Origin of the sequence: Vibrio sp. 10N.261.45.E2 (assembly GCF_002875705.1) — a bacterium.
GTDB lineage: Bacteria > Pseudomonadota > Gammaproteobacteria > Enterobacterales > Vibrionaceae > Vibrio.
Genome location: NZ_MCZZ01000080.1, coordinates 67,099 through 91,000, shown reverse-complemented (window position 1 = coordinate 91,000; position 23,902 = coordinate 67,099). Strand labels below are relative to the sequence as shown.

Annotated in this window: 15 protein-coding genes; 6 read left to right on the top strand and 9 right to left on the bottom strand. The window is 44.2% G+C overall.

Features of this window, described 5'->3' with window-relative positions; translation table 11 throughout:
- The first annotated feature begins 81 nt into the window (after positions 1-81).
- Genes BCT34_RS04475 through ptuB form a run of 3 tightly spaced genes read left to right on the top strand, consistent with a single transcriptional unit; the run spans position 82 to position 3,504 of the window.
- A complete protein-coding gene (locus BCT34_RS04475) occupies positions 82-1,098 on the top strand; it encodes a retron St85 family RNA-directed DNA polymerase (RefSeq protein ID WP_076656184.1) in 1,017 nt (338 codons plus the stop codon).
- On the top strand, positions 1,088-2,713 hold the full coding sequence (locus tag BCT34_RS04470; protein WP_076656181.1) for an AAA family ATPase: 1,626 nt from the start codon (positions 1,088-1,090) through the stop codon (positions 2,711-2,713). Before BCT34_RS04475 ends, BCT34_RS04470 begins: the two co-directional genes overlap by 11 nt.
- A gap of 5 nt (positions 2,714-2,718) precedes the next feature.
- Positions 2,719-3,504, top strand: coding sequence for a retron Ec78 anti-phage system effector HNH endonuclease PtuB (gene ptuB / locus BCT34_RS04465; protein ID WP_076656178.1), 786 nt, complete (start codon positions 2,719-2,721; stop codon positions 3,502-3,504).
- 98 nt (positions 3,505-3,602) lie between these two features.
- On the opposite strand, the gene BCT34_RS04460 is transcribed toward ptuB, so the two are convergent.
- Positions 3,603-3,791 (bottom strand): hypothetical protein, encoded by a 189-nt coding sequence (locus BCT34_RS04460; protein WP_277869198.1) that lies wholly within the window; start codon positions 3,789-3,791, stop codon positions 3,603-3,605.
- Positions 3,792-3,985: 194 nt separating this feature from the next.
- Here BCT34_RS04460 and BCT34_RS04455 point away from each other — a divergent pair, with 194 nt between their 5' ends.
- Positions 3,986-7,360 (top strand): AAA domain-containing protein, encoded by a 3,375-nt coding sequence (locus BCT34_RS04455; RefSeq protein WP_076651503.1) that lies wholly within the window; start codon positions 3,986-3,988, stop codon positions 7,358-7,360.
- Positions 7,361-7,547: 187 nt separating this feature from the next.
- Here the strand turns inward: BCT34_RS04455 and pheT are convergent, their stop codons facing one another.
- The 6 genes from pheT to BCT34_RS04425 all read right to left on the bottom strand — a co-directional run bounded on the left by pheT (position 7,548) and on the right by BCT34_RS04425 (position 16,884).
- Complete coding sequence (gene pheT, locus BCT34_RS04450) at positions 7,548-9,986, bottom strand: phenylalanine--tRNA ligase subunit beta (RefSeq protein WP_076651502.1); 2,439 nt, start codon at positions 9,984-9,986, stop codon at positions 7,548-7,550.
- 18 nt (positions 9,987-10,004) lie between these two features.
- Complete coding sequence (gene pheS / locus BCT34_RS04445; RefSeq protein WP_004734764.1) at positions 10,005-10,988, bottom strand: phenylalanine--tRNA ligase subunit alpha; 984 nt, start codon at positions 10,986-10,988, stop codon at positions 10,005-10,007.
- A gap of 389 nt (positions 10,989-11,377) precedes the next feature.
- Positions 11,378-12,586 (bottom strand): hypothetical protein, encoded by a 1,209-nt coding sequence (locus BCT34_RS04440; RefSeq protein WP_076651501.1) that lies wholly within the window; start codon positions 12,584-12,586, stop codon positions 11,378-11,380.
- Between the two features lie 9 nt (positions 12,587-12,595).
- Positions 12,596-13,402, bottom strand: coding sequence for an outer membrane lipoprotein-sorting protein (locus tag BCT34_RS04435; protein ID WP_076651500.1), 807 nt, complete (start codon positions 13,400-13,402; stop codon positions 12,596-12,598).
- 44 nt (positions 13,403-13,446) lie between these two features.
- Positions 13,447-15,927, bottom strand: coding sequence for an MMPL family transporter (locus BCT34_RS04430; RefSeq protein ID WP_241902791.1), 2,481 nt, complete (start codon positions 15,925-15,927; stop codon positions 13,447-13,449).
- A 171-nt stretch (positions 15,928-16,098) separates the two neighbouring features.
- Positions 16,099-16,884, bottom strand: a complete 786-nt coding sequence (locus BCT34_RS04425) for a TetR/AcrR family transcriptional regulator (RefSeq protein WP_019822512.1) — start codon at positions 16,882-16,884, stop codon at positions 16,099-16,101.
- Between the two features lie 533 nt (positions 16,885-17,417).
- Here BCT34_RS04425 and BCT34_RS04420 point away from each other — a divergent pair.
- Both BCT34_RS04420 and BCT34_RS04415 read left to right on the top strand, forming a co-directional pair.
- The gene (locus BCT34_RS04420; RefSeq protein WP_055318582.1) at positions 17,418-18,209 is read left to right on the top strand and encodes a hypothetical protein; all 792 of its coding nucleotides are present in this window, start codon (positions 17,418-17,420) and stop codon (positions 18,207-18,209) included.
- Positions 18,130-18,924, top strand: coding sequence for a hypothetical protein (locus BCT34_RS04415; RefSeq protein WP_076652991.1), 795 nt, complete (start codon positions 18,130-18,132; stop codon positions 18,922-18,924). The genes BCT34_RS04420 and BCT34_RS04415 overlap by 80 nt, the downstream gene beginning before the upstream one ends.
- Positions 18,925-19,076: 152 nt before the next feature.
- On the opposite strand, the gene BCT34_RS04410 is transcribed toward BCT34_RS04415, so the two are convergent.
- On the bottom strand, positions 19,077-19,571 hold the full coding sequence (locus BCT34_RS04410) for an outer membrane beta-barrel protein (RefSeq protein ID WP_017107497.1): 495 nt from the start codon (positions 19,569-19,571) through the stop codon (positions 19,077-19,079).
- Between the two features lie 143 nt (positions 19,572-19,714).
- Positions 19,715-23,782, bottom strand: coding sequence for an ATP-dependent RNA helicase HrpA (hrpA, locus tag BCT34_RS04405; RefSeq protein WP_076652988.1), 4,068 nt, complete (start codon positions 23,780-23,782; stop codon positions 19,715-19,717).
- Between the last annotated feature and the right edge of the window lie 120 nt (positions 23,783-23,902).

The window sequence follows — 23,902 nt, the reverse complement described above, 5'->3', positions numbered from 1 at the left end:
GATGCTTTATGTGCTTTCGCTTCCTTTAGTAAAGAGTAATCTACGCCCTTCTTATGAAGGGCGTAAACTTAAGAGTAAAGTATGGCGAAGTTAATAGAACAACTAATACATTCAACCCCAGTAACTGCTTACGCTAATTCTGTACTATCTGAGTACACAGATAAATTCACGGCAAAAGATATTGAAATTATCGCAACTCAAACACTGAATGACGTTAAAGCCCGTGGTCCGAAAATGTATAAAGTCTATACGATCCCCAAGCGTAATGGTGGTAAAAGACTTATAGCTCACCCATCAAAACCGCTAAAAGCAACTCAGCGTGCACTTGTCGAATTATTACAAAAACAGTTACCTGTGCATGAAGCTGCTTTTGCCTACCGAGATGGCGTAAGCATCAAAGACAATGCATTTGCACACTCGAAAAACCCATATTTTCTTAAAATGGACTTATCAGACTTTTTCAATAGTATTGATACTGAATTATTCGAAGATCAGCTAAAGAGTCATAGCATCTTCATTAGAAATAAAAAACTACTTCACAATACTATATTCTGGAGCCCGGCCAAAGAGCTCAATAACAAGCTAAAGCTTAGTGTTGGTGCACCTTCATCTCCACTAATTTCAAATTTCATTATGTATAATTTTGATGAAGCAATATCTACTATATGTCACTCATCAAATATTAAATACACTAGATACGCAGACGATCTATTTTTTTCTACAAACACAAAGAATTTATTATTCAATATTCCGTCTTTAGTAAACTATTTATTAGAAAAACAATACGATAACAAGCTATCAGTTAACGAGTCTAAAACCTCCTTTTCTTCAAAAGCTCATAATAGACATATCACTGGTGTAACGATTACTAACGATAACAATTTATCAATAGGAAGAAAAAAGAAAAGATATATATCATCACTCGTACATAAATATAAATTGGGTTCTCTTGATGTTGAGAACATAGAAACTCTCCAGGGATTACTTGGATTCGCGAAGCATGTAGAACCTTCTTTTATGATAAGGCTATGTAAAAAATACTCACAAAACACTATTGATTCTATCACTCGTGGGGCATGGAAAAATAATGAAAAATAATGATACTAAAAAGACTAGGACGGTAGAAGAAAAAATAAAAAGTGCTGAATCTGGTGACCTTGGTTGTCTATTTGAAGTCGCGGAGTGGCATGCTTTAGGAAAATATTCTCTAGACCAAAACAAAGCACTATCTAATGAATACTATTCGAATGTTAGAGAAAAACTATCTACAGCTAGGCCATACATAAGCGAGTTAGAAGTTATTAATTTCAAGGGTATTAAAGAGGTAAAAGGGAGTCTGCGTCTACATCCAAATATAAATGTATTCGTTGGAATTAATGGTTGTGGTAAAACTACATTACTGGACGCTATTGTTAAGTCTGCATCATGGTTGACCAACGGCATTAGAACGAAAGGCATCGGTAAGAAAATTGATAATCATGAGATAAATAATAATCCCAAATCAAACGATTGTTTTATAAAGACAGTATTCACTGTCAATGATAAAACTGAATTCGAGCTCATGCTATTTAAAAGTAAAAAATCAAGCCGCCTAAGTAGTGAGCTTGCTGAATTAAAAATCCTTTCAGAAATGTATAGGTTCTATCATGACGAAAATGAATCGTATAGCCTCCCCTTGTTTGCACACTATTCAGTTAGTAGATCACTCGAAATAAAGCTAGAAAGTAATTCAAAAGAAGAAATATCTTTATCACCAAAACTAGACGCATATAAACACTGTTTTGATGAGCATAAGAAATATAAGCAACTAGTGGAATGGTTAGTTCAGCTAGATGCTTTATCTAGTCACGACAGTCAAATAGAAAAGGATTACCTAAAAAAGATTTCTGAATTTGAAACAATTGACCGAATTTACAAGTCTTTGCCAGATGAAATCAAACTACATCAACAATTTGGTATAGATATGCAACGTGATATGAGTGAGTTGAGAACCGAGATCCAGAACTTAGAGGTTTTGCGAAATGATACTGACTCAGTTGTAGTAAAAGTTGTAAAAGAAGCTATTTATAAATTCATGGACATCTCAAACATTAGAGTTGAGATTGACGATGAAACCATTTCTGTATTGATGGATAAGTCCGGTACAACCATTTCCTCCGATGAGTTATCTCAAGGAGAGAAAGCACTATTTTCTATAGTTAGTGATATTAGCCGACGATTAGTTCTTTTAAACCCAGGTAAAGGTAATCACTCTCTACACGGGGCCGGAGTTGTAACCATCGATGAAATTGACCTTCACCTACATCCCAAATGGCAGCAGGATATTGTAATAAAGCTATCAGAAGTCTTTCCAAACATTCAGTTTATTCTGACGACTCACAGCCCTCAAGTGCTTTCAACGATACCTAATTACTGTATCAAGGCTCTTGATAATAACGAAAATGGAATCTTAAGTGTTCAAGAACCTAGGTTTTCTTTGGGCTCCGAATCAAAGATGATCTTAGAAGATATATTTTTAACGGATTCTAGACCAGACAAAGTGGATGAGGTTCAGAAGCTTAACCGATATAAAGAGCTCATAAAAGAAGACCGCTGGGATACAGATGAGGCTTTAGAGTTAGAGAGTGAACTCGTTAGTTGGGCCGGAGAGCATGATCCGATAATGAGACAACTCAAAATGGACATTCGATTACGAGAACGCCGCAGGGGTTAGCTAGTATGAAAAAGATCACAAAATCTAACGAACCTGATGCTTTAAATGAATACAGAGAACTTAACCCAATAGACGACTGGAAAAAAGGATTCAAACGAAATGCTGGGAAACAGCCTAATATTGATGTTCGTCAAGCTCTCCTCAGCGAACAAAAAGGGCTATGTGTATACTGCGAAATTGATTTGAAGGATGGTGGGGGCAACGCTATTAACGACTTTCGCGTTGAGCATTTCTATCCCGAGAACCCTAAACCAGAAGATAAACGCAACGATAGTATAAATTATGCGCTACATTGGCCGAATATGTTTGGATGCTGCACAGGTGGCAATACTAAGTCTGTAGTGGATAGCGATATACGATACACAAATCCAGAATTTAGTTGTGATGTTGATAAAGCGAACAACGACTGGACTAGTCAATTGCTGGATCCTCTAATAGACATTCCAGCATTTCCTCCAATCTTTGAGTTTAATGAAGATGGAAACATATCTGTAAAGGCAGACTGCCCAAATACGATAAAAACTAAAGCTGAACATTCAATTATTTTATTGAAACTTGATTCATCACGTCCAGTAAAGTTTAGACAAAGTACTATTGAAAAACTAAGAGCTCAATTAATGGAATTAACAGAGGTAGGTCAGATTGAGTTCGAAGAGGCGATGAAAATATTGGCTGAATCACATTTATCTAAAGATAAAGATGGTAACTACCAAGCATTTTTTTCTACTATTCGATGGTATCTCGGGCCCGATGGAGAAAACTATTTAGAAAGCGTGGATTACGACGGTTAAATAAACTTAAGCTCCGTATTGCAAGCTAACACCTCATCTCAATCGCCAACAAAAAAGGCCTCGCAATTGCGAGGCCTTTGATTTTCTATCAGAAGAGATTAGTCGCGAAGTGCTGCGCCAAATTTCTCTGAGATTGAAGCTACGATAGCATCTACTGAACCAGCGATGTCTGCATCTTCAAGTGTGCGATCTACAGACTGCAGGCTAAGTGCGATTGCCAGGCTCTTCTTACCTTCTTCAACGCCTTGACCAACGTATACGTCGAACAGTTTAGCGCCTGTTAGGATCTCACTACCGGGATATGTCGAAATACCGCATATAACCGTTGAATCATGTCTCTCTACTTACTTTGGAGGAAATACCGAAAGCAACCCTGAACACTAAATCATTAAACTATCATGTTGATAAACACAAGAAAGTATTAAACACGATGCATTTGAGGTATAACATTGAATACGTAGAAAAATTAGCAAGGTAAACAATGAAGGGCACTCTAAAACGTATATTGTCGGCTCTCTTCCAGCAACAATCTCAAACTCAAACTCAGAAAGGTTTCAGTAGAAATCCAATCGCTGGTCACTCCAATAATTTATCCAAAGATACTGCGGTTAACGGAACAGCTTATGAAAAGCAGCGTTGTATTAACACCCTGAGTTATTGGCTAGACTCTGAACTATTTGACTTACCTGAGTGCCCACTAGAAAGTGATAAAAACGCCCCCTCAAAAGAAGCGACTCACTTCAAAACAATGTGGGGGAACAAAGCGAACAATGATTACCTCAATGGCCAATTAGAGCTCAATGAAGAGAGTAAGTTAGTCATTATGTTCCAATGCCATCGCGCGGGGTATTTATTAGAAAAGGGAGAAGATCACCCAAATTATAAAACCCCAAGAACCTACCTTGTCGCTCAAGCATTCAGTCCTAGTTGGGATGCGGAGCGAAACACGATTGTTTGGGCCCGTTCTGATGAAGATGCGGATCAAACCGTAAATTTAGCGACAATCCGGACTCTATATAGAAAATGTCCTTCTTCCATTCCTGACAATATGAGTCTCTCGGAATGGGTAGAAGCCCGCTTTACAACAATTGAAAATCGCTTTGTACATCACTTCGACCCCGAGGACGGAGAACCGTCACTTAATACCGATGAGTTGTTCAATGCCATCGTTGCTATCAACAGAGAACTCGCTATCGAATTTTGGCCGGACCATAAATCTAAACAGTTTATGCTAGACCGCGCGATACCAATTGAATCTACTTTAGAAGAAGCCGACAGACCTGCCTATAGCAAAAACAAAAACATGCTTACTTTTCGTTGGCGTTTCTGTTTTTACAAAAAAGAAAATGACAACCAACAATTAGGTCCGTTTTTTGTTGAAGACCTGGAGAGAGCTATTAAAGAGTGTTCATCCGGTGAATTATCAAAGCCTCTTCAACGGTACTTACTTGGAGCAAATTCTCAAATACTAATTGGTTCTGCACTGGACAGCACTAAGACGATATTCCCTCTTACCATGCGTATCCCTAAGGGGCGTTGGCCGGAGAACCCTATATATGGGTTAAGCTTGCTGCAAAGTATTGCTGTAAATGTCGCCTCTAAGAAAGATGAAAACCCAGTTGTTGCAGTTAATGGACCTCCAGGAACAGGAAAAACCACACTACTCAAAGATGTGATTGCTGAGCGTATTGTTGAGCGAACCCAGAAGCTTTTAGAACTAAAGCAAGAGTCCGATTGGATACTTGAAGAGGATGCAATTGAAGCTGTTATGGCCGCAAGCATCATTGTCGCATCAAGTAACAATAAAGCTGTAGAAAATATATCTAAAGAGCTTCCTTCACTAAGCAAAATTGATAAACGCTACCAAGATGAAACTCGGCATTTTCGTTCTGTAGCTCAACCTGGTGACTGGGGACTGTTCTGTGCCGTCTTAGGAAAATCGAACAACCGTAAGGTATTCAAAAAGACCTTAAAACAATTGGAACAACACCTTAAGGGACTCAATGACCACTTGCAATTTTTCTACTTCTACAATTCATTGAAAAAACAAACAGCTCAATCTTGTGAAGAGGTTGTCGTTAAGTTTGTATCCCAGTGGAAGGAAAACTCACAACTAACGGAAATAATCGATGAAATTGAAGGCTCACGAATCCGTAAAGAGCACAGAGATTTCTTCAGGAATTTTTGCGACTCTCTTCAACTAATAGATGACGAAAAAGCATCAGTAGAAAAATTTGCTTACGGTTGGACTCAACTTGGTGATGAACACTGGGACCAAGCACTTAGCGCACTCGATGCATTGCGAAGACAGTGGTTTGCCAGAAAATTGGCTGAGCAAGCTTTAGAAGACAAGTTTCTAAGAGCAAAAGATACCTTTAATGCCGCTTTGAAAGAATACAAAGAAATACATGACGATATCAAAGGCGGAAAACACAACAAGTGGGGCTTAGATGCAACCAAGCATCTCCTATTTACAAATAGCTATCAAGCTAAAGAAGGAGAAGACCGGAATCAAGCAGAGGCTCGATTACAGCAAAGCTCTCCATTAGGAAGTGAGCCAATTAACGACAGCAGATCAAAGTTATTTACCGCGGCACTCACCCTAAATGAGGCGCTCATTGAGCGAGCGGCAAAAGAATTCAACAGCAACACTTTTAAAGACCTTGCTTCTCTGATCGACGGCAAACTAGAAACCAAGGAACTAAAGCCTCACCACAAGAAATTGTGGGCAGTGTTATTCCTGTTTTTCCCTGCTGTAAGTACTTCACTGGCTTCGGTAGAAAATCAATTCCGCCTAATGCAACAGCCTGAAGGGTTTGGTATAGCAATGTTCGATGAATCAGGACAGGCTGTGAACTACCATGTAGCGGGCCTTCTACAAAGGTGTAGACAGGCTATTTTCGTTGGTGACCCGATCCAACTTGAGCCGGTTGTCACAACACCTGAAAAAATAGACCTCGCTATAGCAAGGGACTTCTTGGATGTATCCGATAATGATGGAAAGCGTGAATGGGGTGACGATTATCTAATTGCAGAGTCGTCGGCTCAGTCAATTGCTGACAAAGCTTGTAACTACTACGCACAAATTGGAGACAGGCCCGTAGGTATACCACTTCTCGTTCATCGTCGCTGCACAGAACCTATGTTCAGTATTGCGAACAACATAGCATATGATGACAAGATGGTTTTGGCCTCTCCACCATTCAAATGGAACGCTCTTCAAAGCGGTTGGGTACACATCTCGGAACAAGCAGATAATATAAATGGCAGTGGCTATTTCAATTACACTGAAGCAAAAGCTGCAATAGAGCTTGTTCGACATCTTTGTGAGAAGCAACCGAGCATGGTTGAAGGTGGCGTATATATAATTACACCATTTTCTAAAATGCGATCAACAATTGCGAAGCAGTGGGATGATGCTCTGAAAGACTCGAATAACCACGAGTGGATGAAAAAAGCCTTCGGTTCTGCAAAACAAGACACTGACCTAAAAGAGTTTAGTAAAGAAAATATTGGTACTGTCCATACCTTCCAAGGAAAAGAAGCCTCAACTGTGCTTCTATGTACTGCTGCATCATCAGTTAGGCAAAATACTGGTGGTATTCAATGGGTCAACAGTAAGCCGAACTTAATAAACGTGGCCGTCACAAGAGCAAAGCACCACCTATTTATTATTGGTAATATGGAGGACTGGGAGAGCGGTGTCATAACTGGAGCTTTACAACGTGACAATATGCGCTGCTATGCCAATCTCGACGAGCTAAAACAATCTCCTGCCAACAGTTTTGAAGAGCATGTTCCATCACCTCGTCCCGATATTGGAAGCTCCCTAAAGTACAACTTGATGGGTGCATAAGGTAAAAATAGAAAACAGCTCACTAAATAAACTATCATTTGGTGAGCTCACATGCTACTTGAAGTTGCTCTTTATTTTCGGAATTTCATTAATATTTTTCCAATTACGACTTAGACTCCCACTCCTACGGTTCCAAAAAAAGGCCTCGCAATGCGAGGCCTTTGGTTTTTCTATCTATCAGAAGTGATTAGTCGCGAAGTGCTGCGCCGAATTTCTCTGAGATTGAAGCTACGATAGCATCTACTGAACCAGCGATGTCTGCATCTTCTAGTGTGCGCTCTACAGACTGTAGGCTAAGTGCGATTGCTAGGCTCTTCTTACCTTCTTCAACGCCTTGACCAACGTATACGTCGAACAGTTTAGCGCCTGTTAGGAATTCGCCACCAGCAGCGATACACGCTTCTACGATGTCGCCAGAAGCGACTGCTTCGTCAACAACAACGGCGATATCACGACGGTTTGCAGGGAACTTAGATACGGCTACTGCTTCTGGAAGCACGCGAGTGTTGATAGCTGCCCATTCGATTTCGAATACGATAGTACGGCCGTTAAGACCAAACTTACGCTCTAGTTCTGGGTGAACAGTACCAATGATACCCACTTCCCTTTCTGTTTCTAAACCAGCGTCTACTACGATAGCCGCAGTTTGACCTGGGTGAAGTGCTGGGTGCTTCGCAGCTTTGAAGCTGTATGCGATTTCGTTTGCTGAAAGCTCAAGAACGGCTTCTAGGTCACCTTTAAGATCGAAGAAATCTACAGTGTTAGTTGCCATGTCCCAGTGCTCTTCGCCACGAGTACCAGAGATAACGCCCGCAAGCATCATTTCTTGGCGCATGCCGTTTTCAGCCGTTGCTTCAGGGATGAAACGTAGGCCTGATTCGAATAGACGAACGCGAGACTGTTGACGCTTCTGGTTGTGAACAACTGTGTTTAGTAGACCTTGGATTAGGCCAAGACGCATTGCTGACATGTCCGCAGAGATTGGGAATGGCAGGATTAGCGGCTCAACACCAGGTACAACAAGTTTTTGCTGTTCTGGTTCTACGAAGCTGTATGTGATTGCTTCGTGGTAGCCACGGTCTACAAGAAGGTCACGAACGCGCTTAAGCGGTTGGTCAGCTTCTCTGTGGTCATTCATTTTAAGTGCCGCTTTAGGCGCTTGGTTTGGAATGTTATCGTAACCGTAGATACGACCTACTTCTTCAATTAGGTCTTGCTCGATTGCGATATCAAAACGCCAAGATGGAGACGTTGCCGTCCAGCCAGCTTCTGTCGTTTCCGTATCTTCTACAACAGAAACAGTACAACCTAGGCGAGTAAGAATTTCCACTACGTCTGTAGATGGGATTTCGTGACCTAGTAGGCTGTCTAGCTTAGCGCGACGTAGAGCAACTACGTTTGCTTTAGGAAGATCAGCTTCAGATTCGCTGCCGTTTACTGGCGCAACTTCACCACCACAGATTTCAACTAGAAGCTGTGTTGCACGCTCCATTGCTGCTGCTTGAAGTGTTGAATCAACACCACGTTCGAAACGTAGAGAAGAATCTGTGTGAAGGCCGTAAGCACGTGCGCGACCACGGATGTGATCCGGCGCGAAGAATGCTGCTTCAAGAAGTACGTCTGTTGTTTCAGTAGTAACACCTGAATCTTGACCGCCAAAGATACCAGCGATTGCTAGTGCTTTGTTTTGGTCAGCGATAACAAGTGTGTTGCTGTTTAGTTCAGCTTCGTTGCCATCTAAAAGTGTTAGCTTTTCGCCCTGCTCTGCTAGACGAACCACGATACCGCCTTCGATCTTAGCAAGATCAAATGCGTGCATTGGTTGGCCTTGCTCTAGCATCACGTAGTTTGTGATGTCTACAACTGGGTCGATTGAACGGATACCACAACGGCGCAGTTTTTCTTGCATCCAGATTGGAGATTCCGCTTTCACGTTTACGTTCTTAACCACACGGCCAAGGTAACGTGGACAAGCATCCGTTGCTTTGATTTCAACAGATACTGTGTCTTCAATGCTTGTTGCAACAGCTTCAACTGTTGGCTCTGTAACGTCTGCGCGGTTTAGTACGCCAACTTCACGAGCAAGGCCACGGATGCTGAAGCAGTCTGCGCGGTTTGCTGTTAGGTCTACGTCGATAGTTACGTCGTTAAGCTCAAGAAGCTCACGTATGTCCATACCTAGCGTTGTGCCTTCAGGCAGCTCAAGGATGCCGTCAGACTCTACGTCGATACCTAGCTCAGAGAAAGAACAAAGCATGCCGTGCGATGGAACGCCACGTAGTTTTGCTTTCTTGATTTTGAAGTCACCAGGAAGTACTGCGCCAACTGTTGCTACTGCTACAGTTAGGCCAAGACGACAGTTAGATGCACCACATACGATGTCTAAAAGCTCTTTATTGCCTTCTGCATCAACCGCGCCGATATCAATTTTAGTTACTTGTAGTTTGTCTGCGTCTGGGTGCTGACCGCACTCAACCACTTTACCTACTTTAACGCCGGTGAATTCACCAGCAACAGGTTCTACATCGTCAACTTCCAAACCAGCCATAGTGATTTGGTGAGCTAGCTCTTCGCTGTTAATTGCAGGTTTAACCCACTCGCGTAGCCAAGATTCACTGAATTTCATAGTTTTGACTGCCCCGGATTACTTGAATTGTTTAAGGAAACGAAGGTCGTTCTCGAAGAACGCACGAAGGTCATTTACGCCGTAACGAAGCATCGTTAGACGCTCTACACCCATACCGAATGCAAAACCAGAGTATTTCTCAGGGTCGATGCCAACAGAGCGAAGTACGTTAGGGTGAACCATGCCACAGCCTAGAACTTCTAGCCATTTGCCATCTTTACGTTTCACGTCAACTTCAGCTGAAGGCTCTGTGAACGGGAAGAATGAAGGACGGAAACGCACTTCAACTTCTTCTTCAAAGAAGTTACAAAGGAAATCGTTAAGAATGCCTTTAAGTTGTGCGAAGTTTACGTTCTCATCAACTAACATACCTTCCACTTGGTGGAACATTGGCGTGTGAGTTTGATCGTAGTCGTTACGGTAAACACGACCCGGAGCAATGAAGCGGAAAGGCGGTTTGCCGTTTTCCATCGTACGGATTTGAACACCAGAAGTGTGCGTACGTAGCATTAGATCAGGGTTGAAGAAGAAAGTATCGTGATCAGTACGAGCTGGGTGATCGTCTGCGATGTTTAGTGCATCAAAGTTGTGGAATGCATCTTCGATCTCAGGGCCAGACTCAGTGCTAAAGCCAAGCTCACCAAAGAACTGTTCGATACGCTCAACTGTGCGAGTCACTGGGTGAAGACCACCGTTCTCAATGCGACGACCTGGTAGGCTCACATCGATAGTTTCTTCAGCTAGTTTCGCTTCAAGCTCTGCACGTTGTAGTGCGTCTTTGCGAGCTGCGATCGCTTGTTGAACAGCACCTTTCGCTTTGTTGATCTCTTGACCAGCAGTGCGACGCTCTTCAGGTGGAAGTTTACCTAGGCTTTGTAGTTGAAGAGTGAGTTCACCCTTCTTACCTAAATACTGAACTCGCACTTCATCAAGTGCGACTAACGAATCTGCTGTATCAATAGCAGTCGTTGCATTAGCAATGATCTCTTCTAGATGTTGCATCATTTCCTCATCTACCAGTTGGTAGTGTCCGTATCGGATGATTAGTTTTTTTAGATAGCTACACATAGTAATCAAACACGCATCCAATGCCAAATTGAATCGCTAAAAGAACAAGTTATTGCCTAAAAACACGGCAAATTTAACGTTAGAAAACAGAATTTCATTGAAATCGGTGAAATCAAAGAGAAACCGATACAAAAACGTCACCAACTGAGACAGTTTGATTACATTCACCAAACCAAGGTTGAGGCGGTGGTGTTCATAGGATTTGGATAGGAAGTCTGGAACTGAGATAAGAAACCAAGGAGCGAGGTTTAAGGCCACCGCTCTATGGTTTATTCGTAAAAAATTGGTTTAAAGCTGATACGTAAAACCTGAATATCGAGCCTTTAGAAATAATACTCCAACGCGGCTTCGACAAAGTCGTCTTTACGAGCGAAGAACAACAAATCCTCTGGGGTTTCGTTCTCAAACAACCAAGCGTTTAATCGCCACTTGAGGTTGTTGTTGATACGGCTAGAGGCTTCCAACTTGGCACTGTAGACATCGCTGTTATCTAAGTCTTGAGTAATGCCTGTAAGTACTTCGGTGCCGTCTTCATCGTTCAAGGCGAAACGCGCGCCAAGGAACACATCGTTTTGCCCTATGGTTTGCGCATTATTGCCTCGGCTGTCGTACAGGTATTCAGCGATGAAGCCGATGTCCCAGTAGGATTCAAGCGCCCCAACCCAAGTGTATTCAAAGCCCGTTGCTACGCCGGTGTGGTTATCGTAACTGTCGCGATAAATGCTTTCCAGCTTCCACAACCAATCACCAATAATGCCCTGCACATCCAGCCCAAAATGCTGCATTTGCGCGTAGTATGGCTTTAGCTTATTGCCTTGCACACGGTAGTAAGGGTCGCGGTTTGTACCACCTAAGTAGCTTAAACCGACATCCCAATCGCCGTACATTTGGCTATAGCGCAGTGCCACATCAACGTGTTTTTCTTCTCGAGATGATTCATAAAGCGCATCATCCGATACAGGCACGGTTGGCCTTAATCGCCCGTCTTCCCCTGCAAAGGTACGCTCACGAAAATACGGCAGTAACATAGCGTCTATGGTTCCCCAGTCTTTGATCGAGGTGAAGTGCACCATTGGCTGACCCAACTTGGATTCACCATCGACCGACTCTATGGCATCGGTTTGGTTTACCACATCCACTAAGTGCGCCGATTCAGTCACGCCCCAAAACACTTTGCCAACACCCGCGCGCAGTTCGTAATCATCCCAATAAGTCAGATACAGAGCTTCACGAATATCACCATGAGTTCGTTCATCGTCTTCACTGTCTAGGCGATAAAACGGGGTGAAGGTAAAGCTGCCGTTGCCCTCTTCTTGCTCCCAGTAAAACTCTGGCTGCAACACCAGTGAGCTTTGTCCTTTGTCTTGCCCTTTTAAGCCGTTACTAAAGAACTGCCTATGTTCAATATTAACCTGTCCTGCTAGCTCTGGCGTCAAGCCAGCTGCCACACATGGCAACGACACTTGCATAAGCCCTACGGTCACTGCCAAGGTTAAAGATAATTGCGTTCCTGTTGCCACAATCCTTTTCATATTCTTGCCTTATTTCGCACGTTTCAGTGTGTTTTTCTGGAAATCCTTGTCTTTAAGACCGGTCTGGAAGGCTAAATCTGTCGTGGTTAATACCGTACTTTTGCCAGTTTGATGGTTTTGCATCGACATGGTGTGCGCGCGCCAGTATTGGTTTAGGTACTGTTTGTAATCTTGGAACGACAGAGTTTTCAGCAATGCGCCTTTACGGTCGTAAAACTCAATCTGAACTGGGCGGTAGTATTGTTGGTCTAGCCACACTTTTTGCATGGTGTAGCCTGAGTTCTTGTCGGTCGGAACTTGCTCTAAAACAAAGGTATCAACACCTTCAATATTGGCGTCTTCGATGTAGCTGAAGGTGTACTTTTCTAACTCAAACGAACTTAGGTCTTCGTAAGCAAATTCACTGCCCATAAACGGGCCAGACTTGTTGCGAGAAGAGATGCGTTTCACACGTTTCAATGCTGGCAGATACAGCCATTGGTCATCCGATTTGGTGATGTGCGAATGGTTTAGGAAAGCCGTGCCTTTTACGTCGCGTGGTTCATCAAAAATGGTTAAGCCTTTGTCGCCATCGTTATCGACTTCTAATGATTTCAGTCGCATTAGCCGTGTGCTGCTTTCACCCTGTTTGTTGCGAAGTAGCATTTCCATTGTCGCAACAGAATCGCCCCACCCGACATCGACTGCTTTACGTTGCTCGGCAATTTCTAAGCCTTTTGCTGGGTCTGCTAACGCTGGGAAAGCGGCGAATGTGCTCACAGTCAACGCGCTGACAGTAAGTAATGTAGTAACGAATGATTGTTTAACGATTTTCATAAATATCTCCTTGAGTCAGCCCACCGCAGCAGGCTGACGTTTCCTTATTTGGTCGATGTATTCAGTTCGGCAGCTTGGCTAAATTGCTCTGCTGTAGTTAACTCGGCTTTAGAAGGCTTTGATTTGTGCTCCGGTTTATCTGAGTAGTGGGTCTGTTTGTCGAAGATCATCAGCAAGCTTGGTAGCAAGATGAAGTCGACCACCAGCGCAATGAAAATCACAATCGCGCTGAGTAAGCCCATGTCGGAGTTGAGTCTGAAGCTCGACATCGCCAATACAGAGAAGCCTGCCACGAGTACGACTGTGGTGATCCAAAGTGCGCGTCCAACGGTATGGAAGGCGTATCGAACCGCTTCTTCTGCTGATTTCCGTTCGAGTCTTGCGCGCTGGTATTTGCTTAAGAAGTGCACCGCATCATCAACCACGATGCCCAGAGTGAGCGTCACCACCACTGACAAACCAAGGTTGATTTCACCCGAAATAAGCGCCCATAAACCAAAGCCAATGATCGCAGGCGCAATGTTTGGTACTAAGCTGATCATGCCCAAGCGAACCGAGCGCAACGCAAAGATCATCAAGCCAGAGATAAGCACTAACGTGATAGGCAGTGTCGAGAGCATGCTCGCCATGTTAGTTTCCCCAATGTGAGCAAACATCAATGATGGGCTCGACGCGACCACTTCATATTGCGGTGCATTGGCTGCAAACCATGAGTAAATGCGCTCTTCGAGTTCCACTAGCTCGACGCTGCCGAGGTTGTCGACGGTAAGTACCATTTTGATCGATGACTTATCGACATTGATCTGGTTGTTCAAGTCCAAGCCATAAGGCAAAGACATCTCATAAAGCAGTAGGTATTGCGCAGCAAGTTCACGGTTAAGCGGCAGCTTGTAGTAGCTGTCGTCGTCGCCATGCATGTTCTTGTTCAAACGCATGTAAACATCGGAAAGTGTTGCCACATGGTCGGTTTCTGGTTGAACGCGTAGCCACTCAGTAAAGTCACCAATTGCTTGCAAAAAGACTGGATCAGCAATCGCTTGAGACTCGTTGGTCTTAACAGCAATGCTGATAGTGGTCATGCCGCTAACGGTCTGTTCCATGAAGTCAGCCGCTTGTCTGAATTCGCTTGAGGTATCGAAATACTTCACCGATTCATCGTTCACTTTGTTGAGTGGAATTAACGCAGCAGCGCCAACTATCACAAGAGTAGAAATCGGCAGCAGTGCTTTACGATTGGTCACGACAAAATCGCCCAACTTATCCATGAAGGTGACTTGCTCTTCCGCTTTAGGGTTAACAGGTAGGCGTTTGACTGGCAGCAGTTTTAGCAACGCTGGCAACATAGTCACAGACAAGAAACACGCAATGAGTACACCCAGTGCCGACAAGTTCCCGAAATCACGTAGCACTGGAGAGTCCGACATGTTCATCATCAAGAAACCGATCGCAGTGGTCACTGAAGTGATCAAAATCGGCATGGCATTGAGCTTGATGCTGTATTGAATGGCTTGTGCTTTCTCCATCCCGCGTTGCATCGCTTGTCTCATGGTCACGATTACGTGAACACAATCTGCCACAGCAAGGGTTAAAACCAAGGTAGGAACATTCACGGTTGCTGTGCTGAGGAACATCCCTGCCCAACCGGATAAACCCATGGTGGCGACAATTGAAGAGATGATCACAATAAGCGTCGCAACCACGCTAAAGAACGAGCGCAACATCAACGTCAGGAACACCAACACCACTAGCAACATTAACGGTACGAGCGTTGAGCTGTCTTGCTGAGCCGAAGTCATAAAGGCGTTATTCATGGCAATGATGCCCGCTTTATGGAACTCAACATTCGGGTACTGTTCTTGATACTTGCCGATCATGGCGTTTATGGCCGCAATCACCTCTTGCACTTCCGCGGTCTTATCCACTTCTGGCAGCTGCACGGTCACGTTAACAATCGTCACATCACCAGAGGCCGACACCAAGGCATTCTTTAGTAACGGTTCGTTGAGGGCGATCTGTTTTACTTTAGCGATGCGTTCGGGTGTGTGCTCATACTCTTCATACAACAAGTCTTCCACCAAAAGGTCATCTTCAACGGCTTCTGTATGCTGATAATTAGCAAGCGAATCGACACGGCTTGAATACGGGATCTGCCACGCGTCGACCGTGAGGTTTTGAATTAAGGTGAGGGTTTCTGGGGTGAAGACATTACCACCTTCAGGGGCGACAACAATTGCAAGGTTGTCGGTTTTTGCAAAGGTGGTTTGGATTTCATCAAACGCCATCAACTGTTTGTTGGTGCCTTCGAAGAAGATGTTGTAGTCCCCTCTAAAATAGAGGTTCTTAGCCCCTAATGCTGAGAGAATGATGATTGAAAACACCACCAACAGAACGATAAACGAACGCTTGGTAGGTATTGAGTGCCAACTGTTATTTAGATCTGCGTTTGCGCTGTCGATATTACGGTTATCTCGGTCTTGCTGATCGAAAGCGGGCTTTTGGCTGTCATGTTCCATCACAGTCTCCATTTGTGACGATTCGTCATAGTTGTGTCATAAAAAGCCAGCCGAAGCTGACAAAAGACACAATGCTTAGTCAAACACTCAAGAAAACAGCAACCACAGTCGGTCAATCTCAAGTTTGTGACGAATCGTCAAAAATGGTTATTAATAAACCCACATGTGTGGGCTTAATGGAAGCTATCGACCTACAGATTCTAAGTAAGCGATCTCTTCACTGAACAGTTCTTGTTCTACACGACGCCACGTTTTACGGTAATCCCAATCGCTAGAAAGGGGCTGCCAATTGAGGCCGTCTAGAATCATGTTCGCGTTGTGTAATACTGAATACGGGTCTTGCAACCGCTTAATACAATGACTGTTTGATGCGTTCTGTGACAAGGCATTGGAACCAAATGCGATTGACCAGTTAGCAAACACAATGGCATCTGAACCCACACCAGAAGAGAACTTTAGGTCGCCCGCCTCTACCGCTTGGTTAACCATAGTGTCGGCTTGTTCAATCACCAACTCTTCCAGTTCATTCATCTCGGCGACGCGTGCACTAGACGCTTTCTCTAGTACCCACGGGCTTTTCGCCATGATCGCACAGGTTGATAGTACCGGTTCCATGCGAGCATAGATTCGGTAAGCAACGTGCAGTGCGACGATCTTTTCACGTGTGTTGCCTTCAAACTCTCCAGAGCGAGCAAACATCATTGCTTCTGTCTTGAGAGAATGAATACATAACGCTAAAACCACGTCTTCTTTGCTGCAAAAGTGATTGTATATCGTACCTTTAGAATAAGAACTTGCTGCCGTTAGCCTATCCATCGTGAGGTTTCCGAACCCTTGTTCTCGAACCAGATCTTTCGCCAACAACATCAACTCTACTTCTCGGTCTGCGATAGACTGCTGCTTTTTAGACAACACGCCTTTGCAACCAAAGATACCTTGTTTATCGCCTTTACAACCAAAGCCAAACATAATTTCTCAGTCCGTATTTTAGCTTAGCTATCATCTAAGCTTCGCCAGTATTTAAAACACTCCTATCCAATATATTAACACGAATAGTAAATTCATGTAGTTAACCATTTTGTGACGCTTCGTCATTTTTGACTTATCGTCATAATAGCGCAAATATTGATCATATCAAGATGTTTTATAAATTAAATTCAACCTGTGAATGGATACGTAAATGGATGGGGAGTCGATAAGAAAAGCATCAATAGTCGACCTTAATGGAAGACCTAAACTTTGATACATAAATAACGAAGGTTTCAGCGCTGTTTTTAAATTGCAAATGAGCCTTGCAGTCTAAGGCAGATATGCCTATCCAAGCCCAATAACTCAAAACGAAAACCACAAGAATGATTTAGTACAGGCTTACTTTTTGGAGCAGACCTCTCCTTATGGTCAATATTTGGCTTACTAATGCCGTTTTCTGCTAAGTTGCTATAAATTCAGTATGGGGTGACTTACAATAGTGGCAACGACTTACCTTTTTTGAGAACACGATATTGAGCGCCAAATATTCTTATTTAGCTTGGCAAGTGAATACTTCTAGCCCTGCAGAAAAGCTGGTTTTATTGATGCTTGCAGACGGTGCTGACGAATTCGGCTACACCAATGTGTGCCTACAAACAGCAGGTCAACTTTGTGCTCTCTCTACGTTTGGTTTAGCCGACTGTCTTAAGTGTTTAGTCGACCAAGGTTTTCTCGATAAGGTGAAAGTAGATTATCGAGATCAAAAAGAGATTCACGTTTTCAAAATGCTCATTGAGCAAGAGCAAGCTGCAGCGCACGTTGAAGCTCAACCGGCCAATAGTATTCCGGTCTACTCTACTGCACCTGCACCTGCACCTGCACCTGCACCTGCACCTGCACCTAAGTTTCAGCCTGCTCCGGCGCCAATGCAACACATGCAGCATGCCCCTCGCCCACAAGGCAGAGGCTCAATGAACAGCAACACCGTTTCAACGCATGATTTGGATGAAGAGATCATTCCAACATGGGCGGAACGTGCGTTTAAATTCTCCGGCCTTGCTGGTGACCATAGTTTAGTATGGAAAAAATTTGTCCTCTGGTATAAAGCCAAAGCCAATGAACTAATGCCAATATCACGCATCGAATCTAAGTTGCAGTACTGGTTAGTTAACGAGAAGCAAAATGAAAGACAACAACAGCAGAAGACCTCTCAATATTCAGGAAATGCAGGACAAGCTCAAGGAAATGGGTATCGACAAAAGCTTAGCCCATCTGAACGCTTCAGGCAGCAGCTCATTCAAAAAGGCAAAAAGCCAACCTTCTGAGCCAGCTCAACCTGTTGTACCTGACGCTACTGTTCTGCCTAAAGAGCTAGTAACGCCTGAAATCATTGAAACGCAAAGCACCGAAGTGAAAGTAGCGACTGCACAAACTGGAGGTTCGGGTGCGTCTCAACAAGTGCCTGTTGTTGATCAAGACCCTGCAGAACTTGAGCTAACAGATTGGTGTATTCACGTGTTCGGCTCTTTCTTGAGCGTGTACGAAACACAGTGGGAATACCAATACGGTAGTGAGCCAAGCGGTAAGTTCATTGAGTTTGCAAACTCTGTTGATTCAGACGGCCTAAACCGCGTGCTGATGCACTGCCACGAACGTATTCAACTTGGCAACAGCTGGCCGCCACAAATGGGCGAGCTGTGGATTCTGAAAGACTCTCTAACAGAAGAAGAGCTGTTGGATAGCCGCATTCGAGTATTGTCTCGCTCCGCTGCGAATAAGATTGAGAAATGGCTGATTCAAAACAAGCTGTATGACTTGAAGCGCACTGCGGAAAACAAGCTTGATGGCCTGTTTAAGAAGTACTACCTAGAAGCAAAACGTTTAGACGAGAAAGGCATGCTAGAAACGGAATTACCGCAATTCCTGCTTGCTGCTAACTCAGTCAAGAACCTGAATGACTTGAAACGCGAAGAGTACGAAAGCCAACACGGCAAAGCACTGAACCCGCGAATTCAACAGATCCTAAACAGTAAAAAGTAATTGCCTGCCCGCTACCAGTCACAAGAAAGCAGAGTAGCGATTACACGGTTAACAGATACAAAAATGCCAGCTATCAAGCTGGCATTTTTTATGAATTCTACGAACTCTTTAACGACTATCCGACCGCTATTTACGATCGCTTTACTGATTAATTACAGTAGGTGGATAGTCGCGTTTAGAGAGAAAACGCCTGCGTCGTCATCTTTCATTTTGAAGTTTTGGTAGCTAGCGCCTACAGATAGTGGACCAAAGATGAAGTATTCAGCGCCTACAGCGTACATAATATCAACGTCGTCTTGCTTGAAGTTATCGCCTTTTACTTCGTAAGAGTGAAGACCACCCTTCGCGTATACGTGAAGAGGACCGAAGTCGATACTTGGTTTGATCGCTAGGTAAGCAGTGCTTACATCAACACCTTGCTTAGCACGGTTACCGTAGCTAACGTTGTCGAAAGAACCGAGATCCCAGTAACCCGCTTCAACACCGATTAGTGGCAGAATACCTGTACCTACGTGGATGCCCACCGCATTTTCATCTTCACCAGCGAATGAGTTTTGACCACCCATTACACCGCCGTACAACCAAGAGTCAGCCATTGCTGTTGAAGATGCACCTAGTAGTGCTAGTGCCAATAACGTTTTTTTCATATTCGACCTTTTTCGTCCTAGTGGCAGGCCTTGAGTGGTAATAAATTGCCACCAAGTCGCCCTGTATGTAATAACTATTCAATTAGTAATGCAATAAGCAAGATTTATACCCAAACCTTGCCATTGCGTCTAGCTTTATTCCTTTAGCAAGCATCAATCGCGTTTTTAACACGCTTATCTGATACTGGGTAAGGCGTACCGAGCTGCTGTGCGAAGAAGCTTACACGAAGCTCTTCAATCATCCAACGCACCTCTTTTACGTTTTCTGGAACCGCGATCCCTTTTGGAATTTTATTCAGCAGTTCTTTGTAATCATTCATTACTGACTCGACTTTGATCATATGAAGACGATCTTTGTTCGGGTCAATTGGCAGTTTTTCCATGCGGCGTTCAATCGCTCTCATATAGCGTAGAATATCCGGCAGGCGTTTCCACCCACATTCTGTGGCAAACCCCTTAAAAATCAAACCTTCTACCTGAGCTTTTATGTCAGAAAGTGCGAATGCCATAGAAAGATCCACGCGCCCTTTCAGCTTCTTACTGATGCTGAATGCCGTGGTTAAGATGGTTTCAACCTGTTGAGCAATCTCAACAACCGTATCGCCCAACTCTGCACGTACGTGTTCTTTCAGTGCTTCGAACTGCTCTGGCTCCCAAACCAAACCGCCCTTCTCTTCGATCAGCTTATCAATACCACAAGCGATACAGTCATCGATAAGATCGAGTACCTGTCCGTATGGGTTGAAGTACAAGCCAAGTTTCGATTTGTTCGGCAGGTTTGAGTGCAAGTATTTGATCGGCGATGGCACGTTCAACAAGATTAAACGACGCTGACCCGACTTCATTGCCGAGATCTGCTCTTGCTCAGTTTCGAACAGTTTGATCTCTACGCTGTCTTTGGTATCCACCAGCGCTGGGAAGGCTTTAACATCGTAGCCGCCGCGCTTCTGTTGGTAGACTTTTGGTAGCTCACCAAAGCTCCACGTGTGCAGGTTCTGCTGCTCAATGTCATCATCTGCCACTTTAGAAAGCGTTTCTTGAACCTTGTCTTTCAGGCTCTCTTTAAGTTCATGCAGGTCTTTCTGTTCTTTCAGCTTACGCTTGCGATGATCTACAGCGCGGAATGTTACCTTTAAGTGCTCTGGAATCTGGTCTAACTTCCAGTCATCACGCACCACTTCCACACCCGTCATGCGGCGTAGCTCTTTCTCAAGAGAATCCAATAACGGTGCTTCAAGCGGAGTCACGCGTGCCAAGAAAGCATCTGCGTAGTTTGGCGCAGGTACAAAGTTACGGCGTAGCGTTTTAGGTAACGACTTGATTAAGCTAATCACCAACTCCTGACGTAGGCCTGGGATTTGCCAATCGAAACCGTTCTGGTCGATTTGGTTCAAGATAGGCAGCGGAATGTGTACCGTTACACCATCGTTGTCGTCGCCCGGCTCAAATTGGTAGCTCAGCTTCAGCTTAATACCGTTTTGATGCCAGAAGTTAGGGTAATCCAAATCAGTAACGTGGCTAGCATCGCCTCTGAACAGCATCGACTTTTCAAAGTTGAGTAGCTCTGGTGTTTTCTGACTTGTCTTCTTCCACCATGTATCGAAGTGACGGCCAGAAACGGCCTCTTCACCAACACGTTGGTCATAGAAATCGAACAACTCATCATCGTCGATCAAGATGTCACGACGACGCGATTTATGCTCAAGCTCTTCGACTTCTTGTAAAAGCTTACGGTTCTGCTTGAAGAAAGCGTGCTTGGTTTCCCACTCTCCTTCCACAAGCGCGCTACGCACAAACAACTCACGGCTGACGGTTGCATCAATCGCACCGTAGTTCACAAGACGCTTAGGTACGATTGGGATTCCGTAAAGCATCACTTTTTCGTGTGCCATTACCGCCGCTTGCTTTTTCGACCAGTGTGGTTCGCTGTAGCTGCGTTTAATTAGGTGTTTCGCTAGTGGTTCAATCCATTCTGGTTGAATCTTGGCGATAACACGACCCCAAAGTTTCGAGGTTTCCACCAGCTCAGCAGACATGATCCACTTAGGTTGTTTCTTAAACAGGCCAGACGCAGGGAAGATATGGAAGCGCGCATTGCGTGCACCTTGATATTCATTCTTCTCTTGGTCTTTCATACCGATGTGCGAAAGCAGACCTGATAGTAGCGAGATATGAATGCCATCATAACTGCCCGGTTCTGTATTCAACTTAGTATCCAGTTCACGCATCGCTTGGTGAATTTGGAAGTACACATCTTGCCATTCACGGATACGTAAATAGTTCAGGTAATCTTGCTTACACTGTTTGCGGAACTGGTTACTCGACAGCGCTTTTTGCTGCTGCTTGATGTAATCCCACAGGTTCACAAACGTAATGAAGTCAGACTCTTTATCGAAGAAGCGCTTGTGCTTGTCATCAGACGATTGTTGCTTATCTGACGGGCGCTCACGCGGATCTTGAATCGACAATGCAGACGCAATCACCATTACTTCATGTAGACAGCGGTTGCGTGGTGCTTCAATGACCATACGTGCTAAACGTGGATCAATAGGCAGCTTCGCCAGCTTACGACCAATTGCGGTTAGCTTCTTCTTATCGTCGCCATGATTCTTGTTTTTGTTCGCAGATGGTTCAACTGTCGCGATCGCACCAAGCTCTTCAAGCAGCCTTACACCATCTTGAATGTTGCGCTTATCGGGCGCTTCAACAAATGGGAACGCTTGAATATCGCCTAAACCAAGTGCTGTCATCTGCAAGATAACGGATGCTAGGTTAGTACGAAGGATCTCTGGGTCGGTAAACTCTGGACGTGACTCGAAATCTTCCTCGGAGTACAGACGAATACAGATACCTTCTGCCACACGACCACAACGACCTTTACGCTGGTTCGCACTCGCTTGAGATACAGGCTCAATCGGTAGGCGTTGTACCTTGGTACGATAGCTGTAGCGGCTAATACGCGCTGTACCCGGGTCGATAACATACTTAATGCCCGGAACCGTTAACGAAGTTTCTGCCACGTTGGTTGCCAGAACGATACGTCGACCAGTATGAGATTGGAAGATACGATTCTGCTCACCCGCAGATAGACGAGCGTAAAGCGGAACAATTTCAGTGTCACGAAGGTTACGTTTACTTAATGCATCTGCGGTATCACGAATCTCTCGCTCACCGTTCATGAAGATCAAGATATCGCCAAGGCCTTCATCACACAGTTCATCAACCGCTTCAAAGATCCCTTCGATTTGGTCACGGTCTGAATCACTGTCATCACCGCCTAATGGGCGGTAACGCGTATCTACTGGGTAGGTACGGCCAGACACTTCGATGATTGGCGCATTATTGAAGTGCTTAGAGAAACGCTCAGGGTCGATGGTTGCCGACGTGATGATCACTTTTAGATCAGGACGCTTTGGCAGCAACTCTTTCAGATAACCCATGATGAAATCGATGTTCAGGCTACGTTCGTGCGCTTCATCGATAATAATGGTGTCGTACTGATTTAAGAATCGGTCGTGTTGAATCTCCGCCAGTAGAATACCGTCGGTCATCAATTTGATTTGGGTGTTGTCAGAAATCTGATCGTTGAATCGAACCTTATAACCAACAAACTCACCTAGCTGCGTTTCCATCTCTTCAGCAATACGGTTCGCAACCGAACGTGCCGCAAGACGACGAGGCTGAGTATGACCAATTAGGCCAAAGCGGCCACGGCCAAGCTCAGAACAGATTTTTGGTAGCTGAGTAGTTTTACCCGAACCCGTCTCACCCGCCACGATAACCACTTGGTTTTCAGCAATGGCTTTCGCAATGTCGTCACGTTTTTGGCTAACAGGGAGAATTTCTGGGTATTCAATCGTTGGTTTTTGCGCAGCACGCTGAGTTGCCGTCATCATCGACTTAGCAATGTCTAACGCAATCTCATCAAAGACAGCGTGCTTAGATTGTTCGTTCTTAATTTTGCTCGCACCAGCAATTCGCTTACTCAAACGGAAGCGATCGCGCATCATACATTCGTTGAGCGCTTTACGAAGAGAGGCTGGGCTATTCTGAGATGATTTGTTTTTTGTTGCTGATTGTTCAGCTTTTGTGGCTTTTGATTGTTCAGCAGACTTATTCGATACAGCTTTGTTTGGTTTCACTTGGTTCTGTGAAGAACTCGGCTGTGCTGCATTCTTGTTGTTGTCTGCTTTTTCCGGAGACGAAGTCAAAGCGTGTCCTATTCTTGTACTTATTAAACTCGCGCGATTATATCACAAGTCTCAAACAAAAAAGCCTGACAGCAAAGGGAAAACCGTTTGCTATCAGGCTGATTAATCTCACTAACACTC

Excerpts from the sequence above, each read along its gene's own strand:
- BCT34_RS04475 (WP_076656184.1), top strand. The coding sequence starts at position 82 with ATGGCGAAGTTAATAGAACAACTAATACATTCAACCCCAGTAACTGCT.
- BCT34_RS04470 (WP_076656181.1), top strand. The coding sequence starts at position 1,088 with ATGAAAAATAATGATACTAAAAAGACTAGGACGGTAGAAGAAAAAATA.
- ptuB (WP_076656178.1), top strand. The coding sequence starts at position 2,719 with ATGAAAAAGATCACAAAATCTAACGAACCTGATGCTTTAAATGAATAC.
- BCT34_RS04455 (WP_076651503.1), top strand. The coding sequence starts at position 3,986 with ATGAAGGGCACTCTAAAACGTATATTGTCGGCTCTCTTCCAGCAACAA.
- pheT (WP_076651502.1), bottom strand. The coding sequence starts at position 9,986 with ATGAAATTCAGTGAATCTTGGCTACGCGAGTGGGTTAAACCTGCAATT.
- pheS (WP_004734764.1), bottom strand. The coding sequence starts at position 10,988 with ATGCAACATCTAGAAGAGATCATTGCTAATGCAACGACTGCTATTGAT.
- BCT34_RS04440 (WP_076651501.1), bottom strand. The coding sequence starts at position 12,586 with ATGAAAAGGATTGTGGCAACAGGAACGCAATTATCTTTAACCTTGGCA.
- BCT34_RS04435 (WP_076651500.1), bottom strand. The coding sequence starts at position 13,402 with ATGAAAATCGTTAAACAATCATTCGTTACTACATTACTTACTGTCAGC.
- BCT34_RS04430 (WP_241902791.1), bottom strand. The coding sequence starts at position 15,927 with ATGGAGACTGTGATGGAACATGACAGCCAAAAGCCCGCTTTCGATCAG.
- BCT34_RS04425 (WP_019822512.1), bottom strand. The coding sequence starts at position 16,884 with ATGTTTGGCTTTGGTTGTAAAGGCGATAAACAAGGTATCTTTGGTTGC.
- BCT34_RS04415 (WP_076652991.1), top strand. The coding sequence starts at position 18,130 with ATGGGTATCGACAAAAGCTTAGCCCATCTGAACGCTTCAGGCAGCAGC.
- BCT34_RS04410 (WP_017107497.1), bottom strand. The coding sequence starts at position 19,571 with ATGAAAAAAACGTTATTGGCACTAGCACTACTAGGTGCATCTTCAACA.